The following is a 20,164-nucleotide window of genomic DNA, read 5'->3' on the forward strand; positions in this document are numbered from 1 at the left end:
CCCCCCCCCCCCCCCCCCCCCCCCCCCCCCCCCCCCCCCCCCCCCCCCCCCCCCCCCCCCCCCCCCCCCCCCCCCCCCCCCCCCCCCCCCCCGCGGCCCTTGGTGCGTTGTTACTTCGTCAGGTCCGGACCGGTCGAGGCGACCGCCGCCGGGGTGTCCGCCACCGGGGACTTCTCCTCGCCCCGGAAGGTGAACTTGGCTTCCTTGCCCTCACCCTCGACGCCGACGACCACGATGTGGCCGGCCCGCAGCTCGCCGAAGAGGATCTTCTCCGAGAGGTGGTCCTCGATGTCGCGCTGGATGGTGCGACGCAGCGGACGGGCACCCAGGATCGGGTCGTAACCGCGCTTCGCCAGCAGCTTCTTGGCCTCGACGCTGAGCTCCAGGCCCATGTCGCGGTCCTTGAGGCGGCCGTCCACCTTGTCGATCATCAGGTCGACGATCTCGATGATGTTGTCCTCGGTCAGCTGGTGGAACACCACGATGTCGTCGACACGGTTGAGGAACTCGGGACGGAAGTGCTGCTTGAGCTCCTCGCCGACCTTCGCCTTCATCCGCTCGTACCCGGTCTGGGTGTCACCCGTGGCCGCGAAGCCCAGGTTGAAGCCCTTGGAGATGTCCCGGGTGCCGAGGTTGGTCGTCATGATGATGACGGTGTTCTTGAAGTCGACCACGCGGCCCTGGGAGTCGGTCAGGCGACCGTCCTCCAGGATCTGCAGCAGTGAGTTGAAGATGTCCGGGTGGGCCTTCTCCACCTCGTCGAAGAGCACCACGGAGAACGGCTTGCGGCGCACCTTCTCGGTGAGCTGGCCGCCCTCCTCGTAGCCGACGTAGCCGGGGGGCGAGCCGAACAGTCGGGAGACGGTGTGCTTCTCGCTGAACTCCGACATGTCGAGGGAGATCAGGGCGTCCTCGTCGCCGAACAGGAACTCGGCCAGCGTCTTGGACAGCTCGGTCTTACCGACACCGGACGGGCCGGCGAAGATGAACGAGCCGCCCGGGCGCTTCGGGTCCTTGAGGCCCGCACGGGTACGGCGGATCGCCTGGGAGAGCGCCTTGATGGCGTCCTCCTGGCCGATGACGCGCTTGTGCAGCTCGTCCTCCATGCGCAGCAGGCGGGAGGACTCCTCCTCGGTGAGCTTGAAGACCGGGATGCCGGTGGCGGTGGCCAGGACCTCGGCGATGAGCTCCTCGTCCACCTCGGCGACGACGTCCATGTCGCCGGCCTTCCACTCCTTCTCACGCTTCGACTTGGCCTGCAGCAGCTGCTTCTCGTCGTCACGCAGGGACGCGGCCTTCTCGAAGTCCTGCGCGTCGATCGCGCTCTCCTTCTCGCGGCGCACCTCGGCGATCTTCTCGTCGAACTCGCGCAGGTCCGGCGGCGCGGTCATCCGGCGGATGCGCATCCGGGAACCGGCCTCGTCGATCAGGTCGATCGCCTTGTCCGGCAGGAAGCGGTCCGAGATGTACCGGTCGGCCAGGGTGGCGGCGGCCACCAGGGCGGCGTCGGTGATCGAGACGCGGTGGTGCGCCTCGTACCGGTCGCGCAGACCCTTGAGGATCTCGATGGTGTGCGGCAGCGAGGGCTCGGCGACCTGGATCGGCTGGAAGCGGCGCTCCAGCGCGGCGTCCTTCTCCAGGTGCTTGCGGTACTCGTCCAGCGTGGTGGCACCGATGGTCTGCAGCTCGCCACGGGCCAGCATCGGCTTCAGGATCGAAGCGGCGTCGATGGCACCCTCGGCGGCGCCCGCGCCGACCAGGGTGTGCAGCTCGTCGATGAACAGGATGATGTCGCCGCGGGTGCGGATCTCCTTGAGCACCTTCTTCAGGCGCTCCTCGAAGTCACCGCGGTAGCGGGAGCCCGCGACCAGGGCACCGAGGTCCAGGGTGTAGAGCTGCTTGTCCTTCAGCGTCTCGGGGACCTCGCCCTTGACGATCGCCTGGGCCAGGCCCTCGACCACCGCGGTCTTGCCGACGCCGGGCTCACCGATCAGCACGGGGTTGTTCTTGGTGCGGCGGGACAGCACCTGCATGACCCGCTCGATCTCCTTCTCGCGCCCGATGACCGGGTCGAGCTTGGCCTCGCGGGCGGCCTGGGTGAGGTTGCGGCCGAACTGGTCCAGGACCAGCGAGGTGGACGGGGTGCCCTCGGCGGGCCCGCCGGCCGTGGCCGACTCCTTGCCGCCGCCCTGGTAGCCGGAGAGCAGCTGGATGACCTGCTGGCGCACCCGGTTGAGATCGGCGCCCAGCTTCACCAGGACCTGGGCGGCGACGCCCTCGCCCTCGCGGATCAGGCCGAGCAGGATGTGCTCGGTGCCGATGTAGTTGTGCCCGAGCTGGAGGGCCTCGCGGAGCGACAGCTCCAGCACCTTCTTCGCCCGGGGGGTGAAGGGGATGTGACCGGACGGGGCCTGCTGGCCCTGGCCGATGATTTCCTCGACCTGCTGGCGGACGGCCTCAAGCGAGATCCCGAGGCTCTCCAGGGCCTTAGCGGCGACACCCTCACCCTCGTGGATCAGGCCCAGGAGGATGTGCTCGGTGCCGATGTAGTTGTGGTTGAGCATCCGGGCTTCTTCCTGAGCCAGGACGACAACCCGCCGCGCGCGGTCGGTGAACCTCTCGAACATCGTTTATCGCTCCTCAGAGCGGTCGGGCAGTTCGGGGACTGTCCCCGCCCTGTCCTTCCGCATGCTAGTCCCGCTCAGCGGCGCGGCTCACGGACTGCTCCTACTTGTGTGGGAGCAACTGCTGCGCGACCAGCCGACACCATTCCCAACCCGATGCTGGGAGACGGTGTTCCCACAGGTGGGCCCATTGCACCGGTTATCGCTACGCCATCGGCGAACAGAGCCTGCCGCGGGCGGAGCAACCGGTCTTGACAGATCGCACGGGCGGCACCAGATGGTCCCGTCCACCTGCATTCATACCCGGTGTTCCGGTGAGATTCGCGCAGTTTCCGCATCGGCCGTGTTCGCCTCGCGAGAAGTCTGCCGACGGGCGCCCCGCCGGGATCCGCCCGAAGTGACGGCGGATCAGCGGCCGCCGTTCAGGCGGTGCGGCGTGCCCGCCCGGTACGTCCAGCGTTGCACGGTCCACGACCGCCGCGGCTCCCCGGACGCCCCCGTCGGTACCGGTCTGCGCCCGGGCCCCGGGCCGGCGGCGGATTCCGCGACGGCGTTGCCGGCCGCGGACCGGATCGAGCCGCGCCGACCGGTGGTGCCGGCCGTGCTGCGGCGCCCAGGCCGCCTGCGGTGCCCCTGCGGGTCCGCGGTGGCCCGGGCCACCTGGCGGCCTTCCCGCTCGCCCAGGGGGCCGGCGAGGCCGCTCCCGGACCGTTGCACCGGCTCGGCCGGGGTGCCGGGCCGGATCCGGACCTCGCCGTACACGCCGGACCCCGGGCGGCCGCCGGCGTGCGGCTGTCATGGCAGCGGGGCGCGGAGGACTCCCCGCGCCCCGAACGGCGGTCGACCCGGCCGCAGGCCGTCCGGCCGCGACGCGGGCAACACGGCCTAGGCCCGCGCTAGCCCCGTCCGCCGCGCCTGCCGGACTGCCCGGAAGACGCCCGCGCCAATGACCCGCAGGGTCCGGTGCCGGCCCGCTGACCGCCCGGTCAGGAGGCGTTGGCCGCCTCGTACGCCTCTCGGACGTTGCTCGGCACCCGGCCGCGGTCGTTGACCTCGTAGCCGTTCTCCTTGGCCCACGCGCGGATCTTCGCGGTGTCCGGAGCGCCGGCCGCCGCCGGGCGGCCCGCGCCACGGCCGGCGCCGCGACGGGCGGTGGTGAGGCGGCCGCTCTGCTTGCGACCCTTCTCGACGTACGGAGCCAGCAGACCGCGGAGCTTGTCCGCGTTGGTGCTCTTCAGGTCGATCTCGTAGGCAACGCCGTCGAGAGCGAACGTCACTGTCTCGTCCGCCGAACCGCCTTCGAGATCGTCTTCAAGAATGACCTGCACCCTCTGTGCCACGGGCTTCCCTTTCCGCGTAAACGATCCATTGCCTAAGGAAAGGAAACCGCCTTTTCCCGGAAAACACAAACCCTTGCCGGCCGTGTGCTCCACTCCCGTCGCCGCAAGCTCCGTTCAGAGGTGCAACAGCATGCGTGAGTTGCCCAGGGTGTTGGGCTTCACTCGCTCCAGGTCGAGGAACTCGGCGACGCCTTCGTCGTACGAACGCAGAAGTTCCTCATAGACATCCGTAGCGATGGCCGCCGGGTCTGTCGTACCATCGTCGGTTTCCCCGACCTCACCGATCTCGACGAAACCGTGTTTCGCGAAGAACGGTACCTCGAACGTCAAGCAGAAAATCCGACGTACGCCCAGCCAGCGTGCGGTCTGCAGCAGCTTCTCCAGCAACTGGTGGCCGATGCCGTGGCCGGTACAGCTCGGATCCACGGCAAGGGTGCGCACCTCGGCCAGGTCTTCCCACATCACGTGCAGCGCGCCGCAGGCCACCACCGTGCCGTTGTCGTCGCGTTCGGCGACCCAGAACTCCTGCACGGATTCGAACAGCGTCACGGTGGGCTTGTCGAGCAGAATGCCGTCGCGCGAGTAGGTGTCGATGAGTCGTCGTACTGCCCGCACGTCAGTGGTCCGCGCCCGGCGGATGGTGACCTCCATGGCGGGACGTTATCGTGCCGAAGGCCCCGGGGTCCCACCGGTATCGGGATGCGGATCGGGAAGTCGGTCCGGTTCGGGTTCCGGACCCGGGAACAGGGCGGCCACCCGCAGTGCGTCGCGCAGTGCCTCGCGTTGCTCGGGCGACATCAGCCCGAAGAAGTGGACCAGGGCCGCCGCCGGATTGTCGCTGGTCGCCCACGCATCGTTCATCAGCGCGGCGGTGTATGCCTCGCGCGAGGAGACGGGTTCATATCGATACGCCCGCCCCACCTGCTCCCGGCGCAGCCAGCCCTTTCTGTAGAGCTTGTCGAGCACCGTCATGACAGTGGTGTACGCGATATCGCGTTCCGACTGCAGATCCTGCAGAACCTCGCGAACGGTGACCGGGCGGTTCCACTGCCAGACCCTGGTCATGATGTCGTTCTCAAGTTCTCCGAGTTGCCGCACCATAGTCCGGCCAGGATAGGAACTGATTCGGACAAAATTCGCGATTAACCAGCAAACCGGCGCGCCGCCACCCGGTGGGGTGACGGCGCGCCGGTCGTCGGGTCCTATTCGGCAGCGGGGGCGGCCGTGGTGGCGGCGGTGGCACGGCCGGCGAGCAACTCGGCCGCCGCGTCCTCCTTGCCCTTCATGGCGCCGCCCTGGGTGCGGATGATGGCCCGCACCAGGAAGCCGAAGGCGATTGCCATGACCAGCGGCGGCACGATAGCTGCGACGTAATCCATTCAGATCACTCCTCGGTGTCCGACTCGGTTTCGCTCTCGGTTCCGCTCCCGGCTTCGGCCTTGGCGGTCTTCGCCTCGGCCCCACGCTGATCGGGCTTCACCAGCGGGAAGAGCACGGTCTCGCGGATGTTCTTGCCGGTCAGCAGCATGATCAGGCGGTCCACGCCCAGACCCAGGCCACCGGTCGGCGGCATCGCGTACTCCAGGGCGCGCAGGAAGTCCTCGTCCACCTGCATCGCCTCGACGTCACCGCCGGCCGCCAGCAGCGACTGGGCGGTGAGGCGGGCGCGCTGCTCGACCGGGTCGATCAGCTCGGAGTAGGCGGTGCCGATCTCGGTGCCGAAGATCACCAGGTCCCACTTCTCCGCGACGCCCGGGACGGAGCGGTGCTGGCGGGTCAGCGGCGAGACCTCGGTCGGGTAGTCCTTGATGAAGGTCGGCTTGATCGCGTGGTGCTCCAGCAGCCGCTCGACCATCTCCAGGACGATCTGGCCGTGGCCCCACTCCTTCTCGTAGGGGATGCCGGCCCCGTCGGCGAGGCGGCGCAGCTCCTCGACGCCGGTCTCCGGGGTGATCTCGGTGCCCAGGTGCTCGGAGATGCCCGGGTAGACCGAGACCTCCGCCCACGGCTCGGCCAGGTCGATCTCGTGCTCCTCGCCGTCCGGGCCGATGCCCCTGACGACGGTGGTGCCGAGGGCGTCCCGGGCGGCGTTGACGATGGTCGCGCGGATCAGCTCGGCCTGGGTGTCGTAGTCGCCGTACGCCTCGTACGACTCCAGCGAGGTGAACTCGGGGTTGTGGGTCGAGTCCGCGCCCTCGTTGCGGAAGTTGCGGTTGATCTCGAAGACCTTCTCCGCGCCGCCGACCACCAGCCTCTTGAGGTACAGCTCGGGGGCGATCCGCAGGTAGAGGTCGATGTCGTAGGCGTTGATGTGGGTGGTGAACGGGCGGGCGTTGGCGCCGCCGTGCACCGGCTGCAGCATCGGGGTCTCGACCTCGAGGTAGCCGCGCTCCTCGTAGGTGCGGCGGATCGAGCGGACCACCTTGCTGCGCAGCTGCAGGATCTCCCGCGCCTCGGGGTTCACGATCAGGTCGACGTACCGCTGGCGGACCCGGGCCTCCGGGTCGGTCAGGCCCTTGTGCTTGTCCGGCAGCGGGCGCAGGCACTTGGCGGTGAGCTCCCAGCGGTCCACCATCACGGACAGCTCGCCGCGCCGGGAGGTGATCACCTCGCCCTCGACGCCCACCTGGTCGCCGAGGTCGATGTCGGACTTCCAGGCGGCCAGCCGCTCCTCGCCCAGCTTGTCCAGGGAGAGCATCACCTGGAGGTCGCCGGAGCCGTCGCGCAGGGTGGCGAAGCAGAGCTTGCCGCCGGTGCGGGCCAGGATGACCCGGCCGGTGATGCCGGCGCGCTCGCCGGTCGCGGTGTCCGGCTCCAGGTCGGGGTGCTTGGCACGCAGGTCGGCGATGGTGGAAGTACGGGGGAAGCCGACCGGGTACGGGTCGACGCCGGCCGCCCGAAGCCGGTCCAGCTTCTCGCGCCGGACGCGCATCTGCTCAGGAAGGTCGTCGGTCGCGGGAATGGCGGGGATCTGATCGCTCACCCCACCAGAGTAGCCACCGCTCACACCTTCCCCGCGCCCGGCTGGTCGGCTCCGGGCGGGCGCGGGGAAGGCGGGCGGCCTCGGGCGCTACGAGCCGATGGTGACCGTGGTCAGGTTGTCGCGCGGGTTCGGGTCGAAGGGCTTGACGGCGAAGGGCTTCTTCTCGATGTAGCTCCCCTGGTCCTGGAGCGAGACCGGAACCGGGACCTTGCCGGTGCCCGGGTCGAGTGCCAGCCCGAAGTCGAAGAGGTGCCTGCTCCCGGAGGCCAGCCACAGGCCGGTGCTGCAGCTGTAGTGGTTCGATGCCTTGACCAGCTGCTGGCAGCCTGCCGGGACCTTGGTGACGGTGACGCCCTTGGGCAGGGCCACGTCCACGAAGGTCTCGCCCTCGCCACCGCTGCGGAAGTCGTTGAAGGAGGCGGGCCCGCGGTTGAACAGGCCGACCTGGAGGGTGCCGGCCTTCTTGGTGGCACCGGCCTTCCAGTGGGCCACCGCCTGGAAGTCGGCGGCGTTGGCGGTGTAGGCGTCCAGGCTCACGTAGGCGTCGGAGGGGTTGACGTCGGTGACCGGCCCGGCGGCGGGAGCGGGCTGCCCGGGCCCGCCATCGACGGTGAGCACCGGCCCCTTCCCCCGGGCCAGCCGGTAGTCCTGGCGGATGCGCTTCACCGCGTCGCTCTCGCCGGGGGCGACCTGGATGTCCATGGAGTCCGCCAGTGCGGTGCGCCCGGCCGTGAAGGTGACGGGGTCAAGGTGCGCGCTCCGGCCGGGGGCGAGCGCGGTGTCGATGGTGCAGACCGCGGCGTGGTGGGTGGCCGGACCGCGGTCGGCCTCGATCCGGTCGCCGTACTCGCAGTTGCCGTACTTCGGGAACAGCAGACCGGTGGTCGCGGTGAAGACCACCACCAGGTGGGGTGCGGCGAGCTGGCCCTGGTTGGCGATCCGCAGGTCGCGGGTGAAGGTCCCGTTGACCTTCAGGTCGGGCTGTCCCTCGACCGGCTGGAGCTTCAGGTCGGTGCCGCCGATGACGACATGGGTGAGGGCCGCGGAACTGGTGCCGTCCGGGGTGGCCTCGTTGACCGCGAGCGTGCCCGAGGTGCCGATGGGGGCGTCCTTGGCGGTGGTGAGGTTCACGGTGAGGCCGATCCCGCCGCTGGGACCCCACCAGGGGAGGCTTTCGACGTCGCAGGTGAAGACCCGGCCGGTGGCGGTGCAGGACGACGGTCCGGCGTCGAGCGAGGCGAAGTCGGCGACGCCGGCCAGCTGGGTGGTGTCGATGGTCAGCCGGGTCCGGTCGGGAGCGGCGGCGCCGGTCCTGGTGAGGGTGAGCTGCAGCTGCACCTGGGGCGCGGAGTCGTCGTCCGCCGCCACCGGGCGGAGCGCCAGCGAGGAGGGTGCGCCGAGCTTCAGCGTCGGCGTCGGCGTGGTCGCCGCGCCGGCCGCGCCGGCCGGGGTGGTGAGCGCGGCGATCGCCGCCGCCGTGGCCAGAGTTCCCGAGCGCAGTACACGAGTGATCCGCACGATGGCCCTTCGATGGTCCGGGTGTCGAGATTTCGTGCAGAACCTAGGGCGGTCCCGGAGGCGGCGCCGGGAAATCAATCGGACAGTTCGGGACAGGTGCGTCGGTTATGGCGGCGGAATTTGCCAAGACTTGATCAGGTGTCCCTGACTCGCTATCAGGGAGTCGACAAGTCGATGGGGGAGACCGACCGAGGCGGCCTCCCCCGTGGCGGACGGATCAACCGGTGCCGGTGGCGAGTTCGACGTCCTCGTCGGCGGGGGCCGGGGGCTGTGGCTGGGTCTGCGGCCGGGGCCGGCGGCCGAACAACTCGGCGGGGGTGGGCATCCGGCGATCCTGGTGGGCCTGCGGCTTCTGTGTTTTCTGCGCTTTCTGCGGCTGGTGGGCCTTCTGCGGCTGGTGGGCGCGATCGGCGGCGGGGGAGGCCTTCGGGGTGGGGGCGCCGGCGGCGTTGCTCATCGGGATCCGTCCTCCAACTGGGATGGGGGTCACTGACACGGCGGGGGTTGGCTCGGCGGCCGGGCTCGGCACGGCCATGAGGTGGCGCTGGCCGGAGCCGAGTGCGAGGCGCTCGCGGACCTCGGCCTCGGCGATGGCGTGGCAGCGGCCGGAGAGCCGGGAGCGGCGGGAGCGTTCGGCGCTGCCGCAGGGCAGCCGGGAGAGCGAGCGCAGGGCGGTCAGGTCCTCGGGAGTGGGGAGGTAGCCGTCGGAGACGGCCCCCTCCAGGCGTTCCAGGTAGCCGGAGGCACTGCCGGGGAGCGCGGCGCGGTAGCGGGCCAGATCGGCCAGCAGGAAGGCGCGTAGCCTGCCGCCCTCCCTGCCCGCCTCGTCGACCGCTTCGGCGAGGCGCAGTGCCTCCTGGACGTCCTCGGCCCACAGTTCCCCGAGCGGGGTCGGGTGCGGCGAGTGGGCCGGGTGGAGGGCTTGGGCGAGGGCGCGGCGCAGCACGCGGACTTCATCGGCGCTGAAGGCCATGCCGCCGCGCGATCCGTGTGGCATAGGCATGGCTTGACATTACGTGGCGTACGTCTGATTTATGACGATTGATGTCGTGTCTGTACCGATTGGGCTATCTGGTGCTGATCTGACACGTGATCGGCAGGCCGGCCTGCCGGTGCGGGGTCGCTCCGTGCCGCCGCCGGCCCGGCGGGCCGAGGTCGTGCCGCCGCGCCAACTCGGCGGTCAGCTGGGCCGGTTGCGGTCGTAGACCAGGCGCAGGCCGATCAGGGTGAGCCAGGGCTCGTGCACGTCGATCGCGGTGGCCTCGCCGAGGACCAGCGGGGCGAGCCCGCCGGTGGCGATCACCTGGACGTCCTCCGGGTCCTTGGCGAGCTCCTTGGCCATCCGCTCGACCAGGCCGTCCACCTGGCCCGCGAAGCCGTACAGGATGCCGGACTGCATGCCCTCGACGGTGTTCTTGCCGATCACGTTGCGGGGGCGGGCCAGCTCGATCTTGCGCAGCTGGGCGCCCCGGACGCCGAGGGCCTCCACCGAGATCTCGATGCCGGGGGCGATCGCGCCGCCGACGTAGTCGCCGCGCTCGTTGATGGCGTCGAAGGTGGTGGCGGTGCCGAAGTCCACCACGATGCACGGCCCGCCGTACAGGTGGTTGGCGGCCAGCGCGTTGACGATCCGGTCGGCGCCGACCTCCTTGGGGTTGTCCATCAGGACGTGCACCCCGGTCTTCACCCCCGGCTCCACGATCACCGCGGGGACGTCGCCGTAGTAGCGGCGGGTCACCTCGCGGAGCTCGTGGAGCACGGCGGGCACCGAGGAACAGATCGCCAGGCCCTCCACCCGGTCAGCGGCCTCGACGATGGGGTGCGAGCCCATCAGGCCCTGCATCAGCACGGCCAGTTCGTCCGCCGTGCGGCGCGGATCGGTGGAGATCCGCCAGTGCTCGACGATCTCCTCACCGTCGAACAGGCCGAGCGTGGTCTGGGTGTTGCCGACGTCGATGGTGAGGAGCATGAGGCGCTTTCTGTGAGGAAAGGGGTATCAGGCGCGGAGGTCCAGGCCGATGTCCAGGATCGGCGAGGAGTGCGTCAGAGCCCCGACGGCGAGGTAGTCGACACCAGTTTCGGCGACCTCGCGCGCGGTGGCCAGAGTCAGGCCACCGGAAGCCTCCAGCCTGGCCCGTCCCGCCACCAGTGCGACGGCCTCCTTCAGCTGGTCGACCGAGAAGTTGTCCAGCAGGATCAGGTCCGCCCCGGCCTCCAGCACCGGCGGGATCTGCTCCAGGGTGTCCACCTCGACCTCGACCGGCAGCTCGGGGTACGCCGCGCGCACCGCGCGGAACGCCTCGGCCACCCCGCCCGCGGCCACCACGTGGTTGTCCTTCACCAGCGCGGCGTCCGAGAGCGCCATCCGGTGGTTGGCGCCGCCGCCGCAGCGGACCGCGAACTTCTCCAGCGAGCGCAGGCCCGGCGTGGTCTTGCGGGTGTCCCGGACGGTGGCACCGGTGCCCGCCAGGGCGTCCGCCCAGGCACGGGTCGCGGTGGCGATGCCGGACAGGTGGCAGAGCAGGTTGAGCGCGCTGCGCTCGGCGGTCAGCAGGTCGCGGGTACGGCTGCGGACCGAGAGCAGCACCTGGCCGGCCTCGACCCGGGCGCCGTCCTCGACGTGCCGCTCGACCTCGAACTCCTCCTCGCAGACCAGCGAGAGCACGGCCTCGGCGACCCGAAGACCCGCCACCACACCGGCCTGGCGGGCGGTGAAGTCGGCGGTGGCGACGGCGCCCGCCGGGACGGTCGCGACCGAGGTCACGTCCTCGCCGCCGGCCAGGTCCTCGGCCAGGGCCAGGGTGGCGATGTCCTCGATCTCGACCGGGTCCAGGCCGGCCGCCTCCAGCAACTCGGCCAGCGCCGGGTCGAGCCCGGTCTCGTACGCCTCGCCGTCCCCGCAGGCGCAGCCGTCGCCGCAGCCGCCGGAGGAGGCCAGCGGGAATTCCTCGTGGGAGTGGGTCATCAGTTGCTCCTTGCGTACCCCGGCGGCGCCGGGAGTCTCGGGCTGGACGTTCCAACCGGACGGGCTGGGTTGCGCTTCGGCTGGTGCCGCCGGGCCCGGTCGCTCGTGCTGCCGGGCCGGGCACGGTCACCGGTCGGCCGAAGCGGCGACGGGGGTTCCGGTGTCGGGGGCGAGGGTGGTGACCAGGTGGCGCTGCCAGGCGGCGTCGTCGCGCTCGGGGAAGTCCAGGCGCCAGTGGCAGCCCCTGGTCTCCTCGCGCCGTGCGGCGGCCGCCACCAGCGCCGAGGCCACCAGGTGCAGGTTGGCGGCCTCCCAGGTCTCCACCCGGGGGTCGGCCGGCTTGTCCTCGGCGACGTGCGCCCGTGCCTGCTCGGCGAGGTGGGCCAGTCCGGTGGCGGTCGCGGCCATCGACTCGGCCGAGCGCAGCACGCCCGCGCCGCCCGACATCAGTCGCTGGATCTCGGCCCGCGCCTCGGGCGCCGGCAGCGGTACGGCGTGCGCCGCCCGGGCGGCTGCCACGTCCACCGTCCGCTCGGGCAGTTCGCCCGCGCGGTGCAGCTCGTCGAGGTCGGCGGCGATCCGCTCGGCGAAGACCAGGCCTTCGAGCAGCGAGTTGGAGGCCAGCCGGTTGGCGCCGTGCACCCCGGTGCAGGCGACCTCGCCGCAGGCGTACAGGCCGGGCACGGTGGTCCGGCCGCGCAGGTCGGTGCGGACGCCGCCGGAGGCGTAGTGGGCGGCCGGGGCGACCGGGATCAGCTCGGTCACCGGGTCGATGCCGTGCGCGCGGCAGGAGGCCAGGATGGTCGGGAAGCGGGTCTCCCACATCTCGGCGCCGAAGTGCCGCCCGTCCAGGTACATGTGCTCGGTGCCCTTGAGCTGCATCTGCCGGGTGATCGCCTTGGCGACGATGTCCCGCGGCGCCAGCTCGTTCAGCTCGTGCTGCCCGACCATGAAACGGTTGCCGTCCGCGTCCACCAGGTACGCGCCCTCGCCCCGGACCGCCTCGGAGACCAGCGGCTGCTGGCCCTCGGCCTCCGGGCCGAGCCAGAGCACGGTCGGGTGGAACTGGACGAACTCCAGGTCGGTCACCTCGGCCCCGGCGCGCAGCGCCAGCGCGACGCCGTCGCCGGTGGAGACCGCCGGGTTGGTGGTGGCCGAGAAGACCTGGCCCATGCCGCCGGTGGCCAGCACCACCGCGCGGGCCTTGATCGCACCGACGCCGTCCAGCCGGCCCTCGCCCATCACGTGCAGGGTCAGCCCGGCCGCACGGCCTTCGGAGTCGGTGAGCAGGTCGAGCACCAGCGCGTGCTGGATCAGCTCGATGCCCGGGTCGTCCCGCACGGCCGCCACCAGCGCACGGGAGATCTCCGCGCCGGTGGCGTCGCCGCCCGCGTGCGCGATCCGGCGGCGGTGGTGGCCGCCCTCGCGGGTCAGCAGGATCCCGCCCTCGGCGTCCAGGTCGAAGGCGGCGCCGGTGGCGATCAGCCGGCGGACCGCGTCCGGGCCCTCGGTGACCAGGGTGCGCACGGCCTCGGCGTCGCAGAGCCCGGCGCCGGCGACCAGGGTGTCGTCCAGGTGCTGCTCGGGGGTGTCGCCCTCGCCCAGGGCGGCGGCTATGCCGCCCTGGGCCCAGCGGGTGGATCCGTCGTCCAGCATCGCCTTGGTGACCACCGTGGCCCGCAGGCCGGCCTTCCGGACGTTGAGCGCGACGGTCAGCCCGGCCACGCCCGAGCCGACCACGACGACGTCGGTGGTCGAGGTCCAGCCGGGAGCGGGGGCGGTCAGACGATGAGAGACGGGCATGGCGAACAGTTGCTCCTTCAGTGCGCGGCGGCCGCGCGATCGGCCCCACCGTACGCGCCCTCGGCCCTGGCGGCCGGGGGTGCCCCCAGGTCGCCGCGGACCAGGCCGGAGCCCTCCGGGGCCTCGGCGGCGTCCGAGCCGAAACCGATGATCTTGTTGTCGCCGTCCACGAAGACGACCTTGGGCTGGTAGGCCTTGGCCTCGGCGGTCTCCATCTGCCCGTAGGCGATCAGGATCACCAGGTCGCCGGGGTGGACCAGGCGGGCCGCGGCGCCGTTGATGCCGATCACGCCCGAGCCGCGCGGGCCCGCGATGGTGTACGTCTCCAGGCGGGCGCCGTTGTTGATGTCCACGATGTGGACCAGCTCGCCGGGGAGCAGGTCGGCGGCGTCGAGCAGGTCCTCGTCGACCGTCACGGAACCGACGTAGTGCAGGTCGGCCTGGGTGACGGTGGCGCGGTGGATCTTCGACTTGAGCATGGTGCGGAGCATGGGGTCACGCCTCCAGAGGTGAGTGCATGCCAGTGGTTGCTTCGATAACCGGGTGGTCCGTTACCGGACGGTTCCGTGCCGGCAGCCCGTCCGCCTAGCGGCAGATGAGGTGGACGTTGTCGATCAGGCGGGTCGAGCCCACCTTCGCGGCGACGGCCAGCACAGCCTCGCCCTGGAAGTCGTCCGGCGCCTCGGTGAAGGCGTCCGGGTCGATCAGGGCCAGGTAGTCAAGGGTGACACCCTCGGCGCCGTCGAGGACGGCGGCCGCCGCCTCGCGCACCGCCTTCGGGCCCTTCGCGGCCGCGTCACGGCCGGCGAACAGCGCCCGGGAGAGGGCGAGCGCCTGGGTGCGCTCGGTCTCGGAGAGGTAGCGGTTGCGGGAGGACATGGCCAGGCCGTCCTCCTCGCGCAGGGTCGGCACGCCGATGACCTCGACGTCGAAGTCCAGGTCGGCGACCATCCGCCGGATGATCGCCAGCTGCTGGGCGTCCTTCTCGCCGAAGAGGGCGAAGTCCGGGTCGGTGATGTGCAGCAGCTTGGCCACCACGGTCAGCACACCGTCGAAGTGCCCGGGGCGGGAGGCGCCCTCGAAGCCCTCGCCCATCGGACCCGCGCTCAGGCGCACCTGCGGCTCGCCGTTCGGGTAGACCTCCTCCACCGACGGGGCGAAGACCACGTCGGCGCCGTTGGCCTCGGCCAGCTGCACATCCTCGGCCAGCGTGCGCGGGTAGCGGTCCAGGTCCTCGCCCGCGCCGAACTGCAGCGGGTTCACGAAGACCGTCACCGCGACCCGGCCGTCGTGGCCGACCTGCTTGCGGGCCGCCCGGATCAGCGAGGCGTGGCCCTCGTGCAGCGCGCCCATGGTCATCACCACGGCGTTGTCCACCGGCTGCTCGTCCGGCCAGAACGCGGCCTCGAAGTCGGCCACCGTGTGGGTCAGCTCCACCCTGCGGGCCTTCGGGGCCTTGGCCTGCTGCTTGCCTCGCTGGTACTTGCCCGCCATCAGTGTGTCTCCTCGTTCAGTACGTCCAGCAGCGCCGCCGCCGCCTCTTCCTTGAGCGAACCGTTGCGGACCGCCCGCTGCGCCGTGGCCCGGGCCATCGCGCGGTATGCCTGCTCGATGTCCGGGGCGGCGGTGCGGAGCTGGCCCAGGTGCCGGTTCACCGTGCCCGCGTCGCCCCGGGCGACCGGGCCGGTGAGGGCCGCGTCGCCGGAGCGCAGTGCGTTGTCGAGTGCCGCGCCCAGCAGCGGGCCCAGCATCTGCCCGGGAGCGGTGACACCCGCCGTGTGCAGCAGCTCCAGGGCCTGCGCGACCAGTGTGACCAGGTGGTTCGCCCCGTGTGCCAGCGCGGTGTGGTAGAGCGGGCGGACCTCCTCGGGGATCCAGGACGGCTCGCCGCCCATCTCCACCACCAGGGCCTCCGCCACCGGCCGCAGCTCCTCGGGCGCGGTCACCCCGAACGGGCAGCCGGCCAGGCGGTCCAGGTCGACGGAGGTGCCGGTGAAGGTCATCGCCGGGTGCAGCGCCAGGGGCAGCGCGCCGGCCCTGGTCGCGGGCTCCAGCACCGCGACACCGTGCGCCCCCGAGGTGTGGACGATTATCTGCCCGGGCCGTACCGCGCCGGTCGCCGCCAGGCCGGCCACCAGCTCGGCCAGCGCGTCGTCCGGGACGGTCAGCAGCACCAGGTCGGCGGCGGCCATCACCTGAGGGGGGCTCACCAGCCGTACGCCGGGCAGCATGGCCTCGGCGCGCCGCCTGGACGCCGTCGACACCCCCGAGGCCGCCACCACCCGGTGGCCGGCCAGCTGCAGGGCGGCCCCCAGGGCCGGGCCCACGCGGCCGGTGCCGACCACGCCGACGGCCAGCCGCGCAGGGCGGTTGCCGGGGTCGGAAGGGTCGCCGAAGGGGTCGGTCAGAACACCGAAGTCTGCGTGGTCGGACGTGCTCACGGCTCGGCCTTCGTCCTAACTCTCCGTTCCGGTCCTCTGCGGGTACCAGACGTACCGACCCATTCTACGGGCGGCTCCCGGGGAACCCTCCAGGGACGGCGGCCCCGGGGCCGGGGCGGCCCGGTCAGTCGGTGGAGCCCGCGCGGATGAGGCCGGCCTCGTAGGCGAGGACGACGGCCTGGACGCGGTCGCGGAGGCTGAGCTTGGCGAGGATGCGGCCGACGTGGGTCTTGACGGTGGCCTCGGAGAGGACCAGCCTGGTGGCGATCTCGCCGTTGGACAGGCCCTGGGCGACCAGCAGGAAGACCTCGCGTTCGCGGTCGGTGAGCGGGGCCAGCACGGTCGCGCCCGGTGCGGTCTGCGGGGTGGGCAGGACCTCCGCGAAACGGTCGATCATGCGGCGGGTGGTGGTCGGCGCGACGACCGCGTCCCCGCCGTGCACCGCCCGGATCGCCGCGACCAGCTCGGTCGGCGGCACGTCCTTGAGCAGGAACCCGCTCGCCCCGGCCTTGAGCGCGGCGAAGGCGTACTCGTCCAGGTCGAAGGTGGTCAGGATGAGCACGTGCGGCGCGCCCGGCAGCGGGGTGCCGTCGGCGTCGAGGCAGATCCGGCGGGTGGCCTGGACGCCGTCCAGCCGGGGCATCCGGACGTCCATCAGGATCACGTCGACCGAGGTGGTCTCCAGGACCGCCAGGGCCTGCTGGCCGTCACCCGCCTCGGCGGCGATCTCGATGTCGCCCTGGGACTGCAGGATCATCCGGAAGCCCGTGCGGAGCAGCTCCTGGTCGTCCACCAGCATCACCCGGATGGTCAATGTCACTCCTGTTGTCGCCGTGGTCGGGGCCTCGCGGATCGGGGGTCCGGTGCGAGGGACGTTACTTGGCGGTCCTGAGCGGGAGCACCGCCCGGATCCGGAAGCCGCCGCCGGGGCGGGGGCCGATGTCGAGGCTGCCGCTGACCATGCCGACCCGTTCGCGCATGCCGATCAGACCGTGGCCCTGTCCGTCGGCTCCGCCGGCGGCCAGCTGCTCGTCGGTGGTGCCGCGGCCGTCGTCCTCGATCAGCACCTCCAGGTCGCGGTCGCGGAAGTCCATCGCGACCTTGGCCCGGGCGTCGGGGCCGCCGTGCTTGCGGACGTTGGTCAGCGCCTCCTGGACGATCCGGTAGACCGTGAGCTCGACGCCGCGCGGCAGGTCGGTGGGCTCGCCGGTGCGGGTGTACTCGACCGGCAGGCCGGCGGTGCGCACCTGCTCCAGCAGCTCCGGCAGCTCCTCCACGCCGGGCTGCGGCACGTACTCCTCCGCCGTGTCGGAGGTGCGCAGCACGCCGAGCAGGCGGCGCATCTCGACCAGGGCCTGCCGTCCGGTGCTGGCGATGGTGCCCAGCGCCTCCTTGGCCTGCTCCGGCGAGTTGTCCAGGACGTACGCGGCGCCGTCGGCCTGGACGATCATCACCGAGACGTTGTGGGCGACCACGTCGTGCAGCTCGCGGGCGATCCGGGCGCGTTCGGCGGCGACCGCGACCTTGGCCTGGGCGTCCCGCTCGCGCTCCAGCCGGGCGGCCCGGTCCTCCAGCTCGATCAGGTAGGCGCGCCGGACCCTGGTCAGCCGGCCCCAGGCCCAGCAGAGGATGAAGGGGGTGGCCATCAGCCCGGCGAGGAAGATCACCCGAAGCCAGTTGAGGACCTCGTGCGGGCCGTGGTCGAACCGCCAGAGCGTCAGCGGCCCGGCCACCACCCCGCCGGTCAGCGCCAGGCGCGAGATCCACTCGGTGCCGAAGGCCGCGCCGGTGTAGGCGAAGACCAGGTACGCGACGCTGGAGACGTTCGGCGGGACGTCGAGCGCGACCTGGATCAGCCCGAGGGCGACGGCGGTGGCGGTGGTGAGGTTCGGACGGCGCCGCCGGAAGACCATCAGCAGCGGGAGCAGCACGGCCATCAGTACGCCGCCCGAGCTCGCCGACGCCTGCTCGACGGCCGAGAGCAGGCCGATGAGGAAGACCGGCAGCGCCCAGACGGAGTCCACCGCCATCGGGTGTCGTCGGAGCCAGGCGTTGAGTCGATGCACGTCTCCAGCCTAGGCAGCGGGGCCACCTGCTCAGGTCAGCCGTAGGAGCGATCCTGTCTACTCCGCAGGGTGGAGACGTCCCCTAGCGGCGGTAACGTCCCCCGCATGAGTTGGATGCGGTGGCGGCCCGCCATGGAACGGGCCCTCTACGGCGAGAGCGGCGGCTTCTACCGCAGGCCGGAGGGCCCGGCCGGGCACTTCAGGACCTCCGTGCACGCATCGCCCCGGTACGCCGGGGCGGTCGCCCGCCTTCTCCAGGAGGTGGACGGGGCCCTCCGCCGTCCGGCGGAGCTGGCCCTGATCGACGTCGGGGCCGGGCGCGGCGAACTGCTCACCGGGGTGCTCGCGGCCGTCGACCCGGCACTGGCCGGGCGGCTGCGCCCGTACGCGGTGGAGCTCGCCGACCGGCCCGCCGGACTGCCCGGGTCGGTGGTGTGGACGGACCGGGTGCCGCAGGGCGTCAGCGGCCTGCTGTTCGCCAACGAGTGGCTGGACAATGTGCCGCTGGACGTCGCCGAGGTGGACGAGCACGGGGTGCTGCGCTACGTCGAGGTCGCGCCGGACGGCGAGGAGCGCCTGGGCGGGGAACTGGACGAGGCCGATGCCCGTTGGGCGGCCGACTGGTGGCCGGCCGGGGAGCCCGGCGAGCGGGTGGAGCTGGGCACCAGCCGGGACGCGGCCTGGGCGGGGGCGGTCGGCGCGCTGTCGAGCGGGCTCGCGGTCGCCGTGGACTACGCGCACGTCCGGGCCGGGCGGCCGCCGTTCGGTACGCTGACCGGCTTCCGGGCGGGGCGCGAGGTGCCGCCGGTGCCCGACGGCTCCTGCGACATCACCGCGCACGTGGCCCTGGACTCGGCGGCGGCGCCCGGTCTCCACAGCCTGTGGACGACGCAGCGGGACGCCTTGCGGGCCCTCGGTGTCAGCGGTACCCGCCCGCCGCTCTCGCTCGCCGCGAGCGACCCGGCGGAGTACCTGCGCGCCCTGGGCCGCGCGGGGGAGGCCGCCGAACTCACCGACCCCGCCGGACTGGGCGGCTTCGGCTGGCTGGTCCAGGCCGTCCGCATGCCGGAACCGCCGGGCCTGGCGGGCCTGGGAACCTGGCGGACTCTGTAGCCTCTGTGCCATGAGGGAGACCACGGTCGGCATCGGCGCAGGCGCGCAAGAGCTCACGGGCGAGCTGGGCACCAGCGACATGGTGCTCAACATCGGCCCGCAGCACCCGTCCACCCACGGTGTGCTGCGCCTGAAGCTGGTGCTGGACGGTGAGCGGATCGTCTCCGCCGAGCCGATCATCGGCTACATGCACCGGGGCGCGGAGAAGCTCTTCGAGGCCCGGGACTACCGGCAGATCATCATGCTGGCCAACCGGCACGACTGGCTCTCCGCCTTCTCCAACGAGCTGGGTGTGGTGCTCGCCGTCGAGCGGATGCTCGGCATGGAGGTCCCCGAGCGGGCGGTGTGGATCCGCACCCTGCTCGCCGAGCTCAACCGGGTGCTCAACCACCTGATGTTCCTCGGCTCGTACCCGCTGGAACTCGGCGGCATCACCCCGATCTTCCACGCCTTCCACGGCCGCGAGGAGCTCCAGCACGTGCTGGAGGAGGCCAGCGGCGGCCGGATGCACTACATGTTCAACCGGGTCGGCGGCCTGAAGGAGGACCTGCCGGCCGGGTGGCTGGGGCGGGTGCGCGCGGCCGTCGCGACGGTCCGCTCGCAGCTGACGGTCTTCGAGGACCTGGTGCTCGGCAACGAGATCTTCCGGGGCCGTACCGCCGGGGTCGGCGTGCTCTCGCGCGAGCACGTCCACGCGTACGGGGTCAGCGGACCGATCGCGCGGGCCAGCGGGGTCGACTTCGACCTGCGGCGGGACGAGCCCTACCTCGCGTACGGCGAGCTGCAGGACGTGCTCACCGTGGTCACCCGGGAGGAGGGCGACTGCCTGGCGCGCTTCGAGTGCCTGCTGGAGCAGACCGCCAACTCGCTGGAGCTCGCCGACGCCTGCCTCGACCGGCTCGCGCAGTTCGCCCCGGGGCCGGTCAACCTGCGGCTGCCCAAGGTGCTCAAGGCCCCGGAGGGGACCACGTACGCGTGGACCGAGAACCCGCTCGGGATCAACGGGTACTACCTGGTGTCGCGCGGCGAGAAGACGCCCTGGCGGCTCAAGTTGCGGTCGGCCTCCTACAACAACATCCAGGCGCTCACCGAGCTGCTGCCGGGGACGCTGGTGCCGGACATGGTGGCGATCCTGGGCTCGATGTTCTTCGTGGTCGGCGACATCGACAAGTAGCGGCTCGAACCCGCGCACGGCCCCGGGGGGGGGGGGGGGAGGGGGGGGGGGGGAGGGGGGGGGGGGGGGGGGGAGGGGGGGGGGGAGAGGGGAGGACGAGGAAGTGATGGGTTGTATATATCGCGGGCACCAGCCGC

18 protein-coding genes are annotated in these 20,164 nt (G+C 71.9%); 2 read left to right on the forward strand and 16 right to left on the reverse strand.

Translation table 11 applies throughout. The features are described from left to right. Positions 1-110: 110 nt before the first annotated feature. The 16 genes from ACZ5ON_RS06180 to ACZ5ON_RS06255 all read right to left on the reverse strand — a co-directional run bounded on the left by ACZ5ON_RS06180 (position 111) and on the right by ACZ5ON_RS06255 (position 17,740). Positions 111-2,627, reverse strand: coding sequence for an ATP-dependent Clp protease ATP-binding subunit (locus ACZ5ON_RS06180; protein WP_344634960.1), 2,517 nt, complete (start codon positions 2,625-2,627; stop codon positions 111-113). A 983-nt stretch (positions 2,628-3,610) separates the two neighbouring features. After that, positions 3,611-3,964, reverse strand: coding sequence for a histone-like nucleoid-structuring protein Lsr2 (locus ACZ5ON_RS06185; protein ID WP_465586142.1), 354 nt, complete (start codon positions 3,962-3,964; stop codon positions 3,611-3,613). Positions 3,965-4,078: 114 nt separating this feature from the next. After that, entirely contained in the window at positions 4,079-4,615 is a 537-nt protein-coding gene (locus tag ACZ5ON_RS06190) for an amino-acid N-acetyltransferase (RefSeq protein ID WP_465586144.1), read from the reverse strand. Positions 4,616-4,624: 9 nt separating this feature from the next. After that, positions 4,625-5,065 (reverse strand): BlaI/MecI/CopY family transcriptional regulator, encoded by a 441-nt coding sequence (locus tag ACZ5ON_RS06195; protein WP_344634956.1) that lies wholly within the window; start codon positions 5,063-5,065, stop codon positions 4,625-4,627. A 101-nt stretch (positions 5,066-5,166) separates the two neighbouring features. Continuing rightward, positions 5,167-5,343, reverse strand: coding sequence for a hypothetical protein (locus tag ACZ5ON_RS06200; protein ID WP_344634955.1), 177 nt, complete (start codon positions 5,341-5,343; stop codon positions 5,167-5,169). Positions 5,344-5,348: 5 nt separating this feature from the next. After that, positions 5,349-6,947, reverse strand: a complete 1,599-nt coding sequence (lysX, locus tag ACZ5ON_RS06205; protein WP_465586147.1) for a bifunctional lysylphosphatidylglycerol synthetase/lysine--tRNA ligase LysX — start codon at positions 6,945-6,947, stop codon at positions 5,349-5,351. An 87-nt stretch (positions 6,948-7,034) separates the two neighbouring features. Next, positions 7,035-8,465 carry a hypothetical protein gene (locus tag ACZ5ON_RS06210; protein ID WP_465586149.1) on the reverse strand — a complete coding sequence of 477 codons (1,431 nt, stop codon included), beginning with the start codon at positions 8,463-8,465 and terminating at the stop codon, positions 7,035-7,037. Positions 8,466-8,682: 217 nt separating this feature from the next. Continuing rightward, the gene (locus tag ACZ5ON_RS06215) at positions 8,683-9,468 is read right to left on the reverse strand and encodes a hypothetical protein (protein ID WP_465586153.1); all 786 of its coding nucleotides are present in this window, start codon (positions 9,466-9,468) and stop codon (positions 8,683-8,685) included. A gap of 177 nt (positions 9,469-9,645) precedes the next feature. Continuing rightward, positions 9,646-10,434: a type III pantothenate kinase gene (locus tag ACZ5ON_RS06220; protein WP_344634951.1), complete on the reverse strand. Its 789-nt coding sequence runs from the start codon at positions 10,432-10,434 to the stop codon at positions 9,646-9,648. Positions 10,435-10,461: 27 nt separating this feature from the next. Then, positions 10,462-11,430: a carboxylating nicotinate-nucleotide diphosphorylase gene (gene nadC / locus ACZ5ON_RS06225; RefSeq protein ID WP_465586156.1), complete on the reverse strand. Its 969-nt coding sequence runs from the start codon at positions 11,428-11,430 to the stop codon at positions 10,462-10,464. Between the two features lie 126 nt (positions 11,431-11,556). Further along, positions 11,557-13,233: an L-aspartate oxidase gene (locus ACZ5ON_RS06230; protein WP_465586158.1), complete on the reverse strand. Its 1,677-nt coding sequence runs from the start codon at positions 13,231-13,233 to the stop codon at positions 11,557-11,559. 17 nt (positions 13,234-13,250) lie between these two features. Further along, a complete protein-coding gene (panD, locus tag ACZ5ON_RS06235) occupies positions 13,251-13,724 on the reverse strand; it encodes an aspartate 1-decarboxylase (protein WP_465586160.1) in 474 nt (157 codons plus the stop codon). A 94-nt stretch (positions 13,725-13,818) separates the two neighbouring features. Further along, entirely contained in the window at positions 13,819-14,727 is a 909-nt protein-coding gene (panC, locus tag ACZ5ON_RS06240; protein WP_465586162.1) for a pantoate--beta-alanine ligase, read from the reverse strand. After that, on the reverse strand, positions 14,727-15,641 hold the full coding sequence (locus tag ACZ5ON_RS06245) for a Rossmann-like and DUF2520 domain-containing protein (protein ID WP_465587114.1): 915 nt from the start codon (positions 15,639-15,641) through the stop codon (positions 14,727-14,729). Before ACZ5ON_RS06245 ends, panC begins: the two co-directional genes overlap by 1 nt. A gap of 157 nt (positions 15,642-15,798) precedes the next feature. Next, positions 15,799-16,488 (reverse strand): response regulator transcription factor, encoded by a 690-nt coding sequence (locus tag ACZ5ON_RS06250; RefSeq protein ID WP_465586164.1) that lies wholly within the window; start codon positions 16,486-16,488, stop codon positions 15,799-15,801. Positions 16,489-16,549: 61 nt separating this feature from the next. Beyond that, the gene (locus ACZ5ON_RS06255; RefSeq protein ID WP_465586166.1) at positions 16,550-17,740 is read right to left on the reverse strand and encodes a sensor histidine kinase; all 1,191 of its coding nucleotides are present in this window, start codon (positions 17,738-17,740) and stop codon (positions 16,550-16,552) included. A 105-nt stretch (positions 17,741-17,845) separates the two neighbouring features. Here ACZ5ON_RS06255 and ACZ5ON_RS06260 point away from each other — a divergent pair, with 105 nt between their 5' ends. Beyond that, positions 17,846-18,853 (forward strand): SAM-dependent methyltransferase, encoded by a 1,008-nt coding sequence (locus tag ACZ5ON_RS06260; protein ID WP_465586169.1) that lies wholly within the window; start codon positions 17,846-17,848, stop codon positions 18,851-18,853. A 10-nt stretch (positions 18,854-18,863) separates the two neighbouring features. Continuing rightward, on the forward strand, positions 18,864-20,027 hold the full coding sequence (locus tag ACZ5ON_RS06265) for an NADH-quinone oxidoreductase subunit D (RefSeq protein WP_465586172.1): 1,164 nt from the start codon (positions 18,864-18,866) through the stop codon (positions 20,025-20,027). The last annotated feature ends 137 nt before the right edge of the window (positions 20,028-20,164 follow it).

The organism is Kitasatospora sp. NPDC032150, from assembly GCF_055579945.1.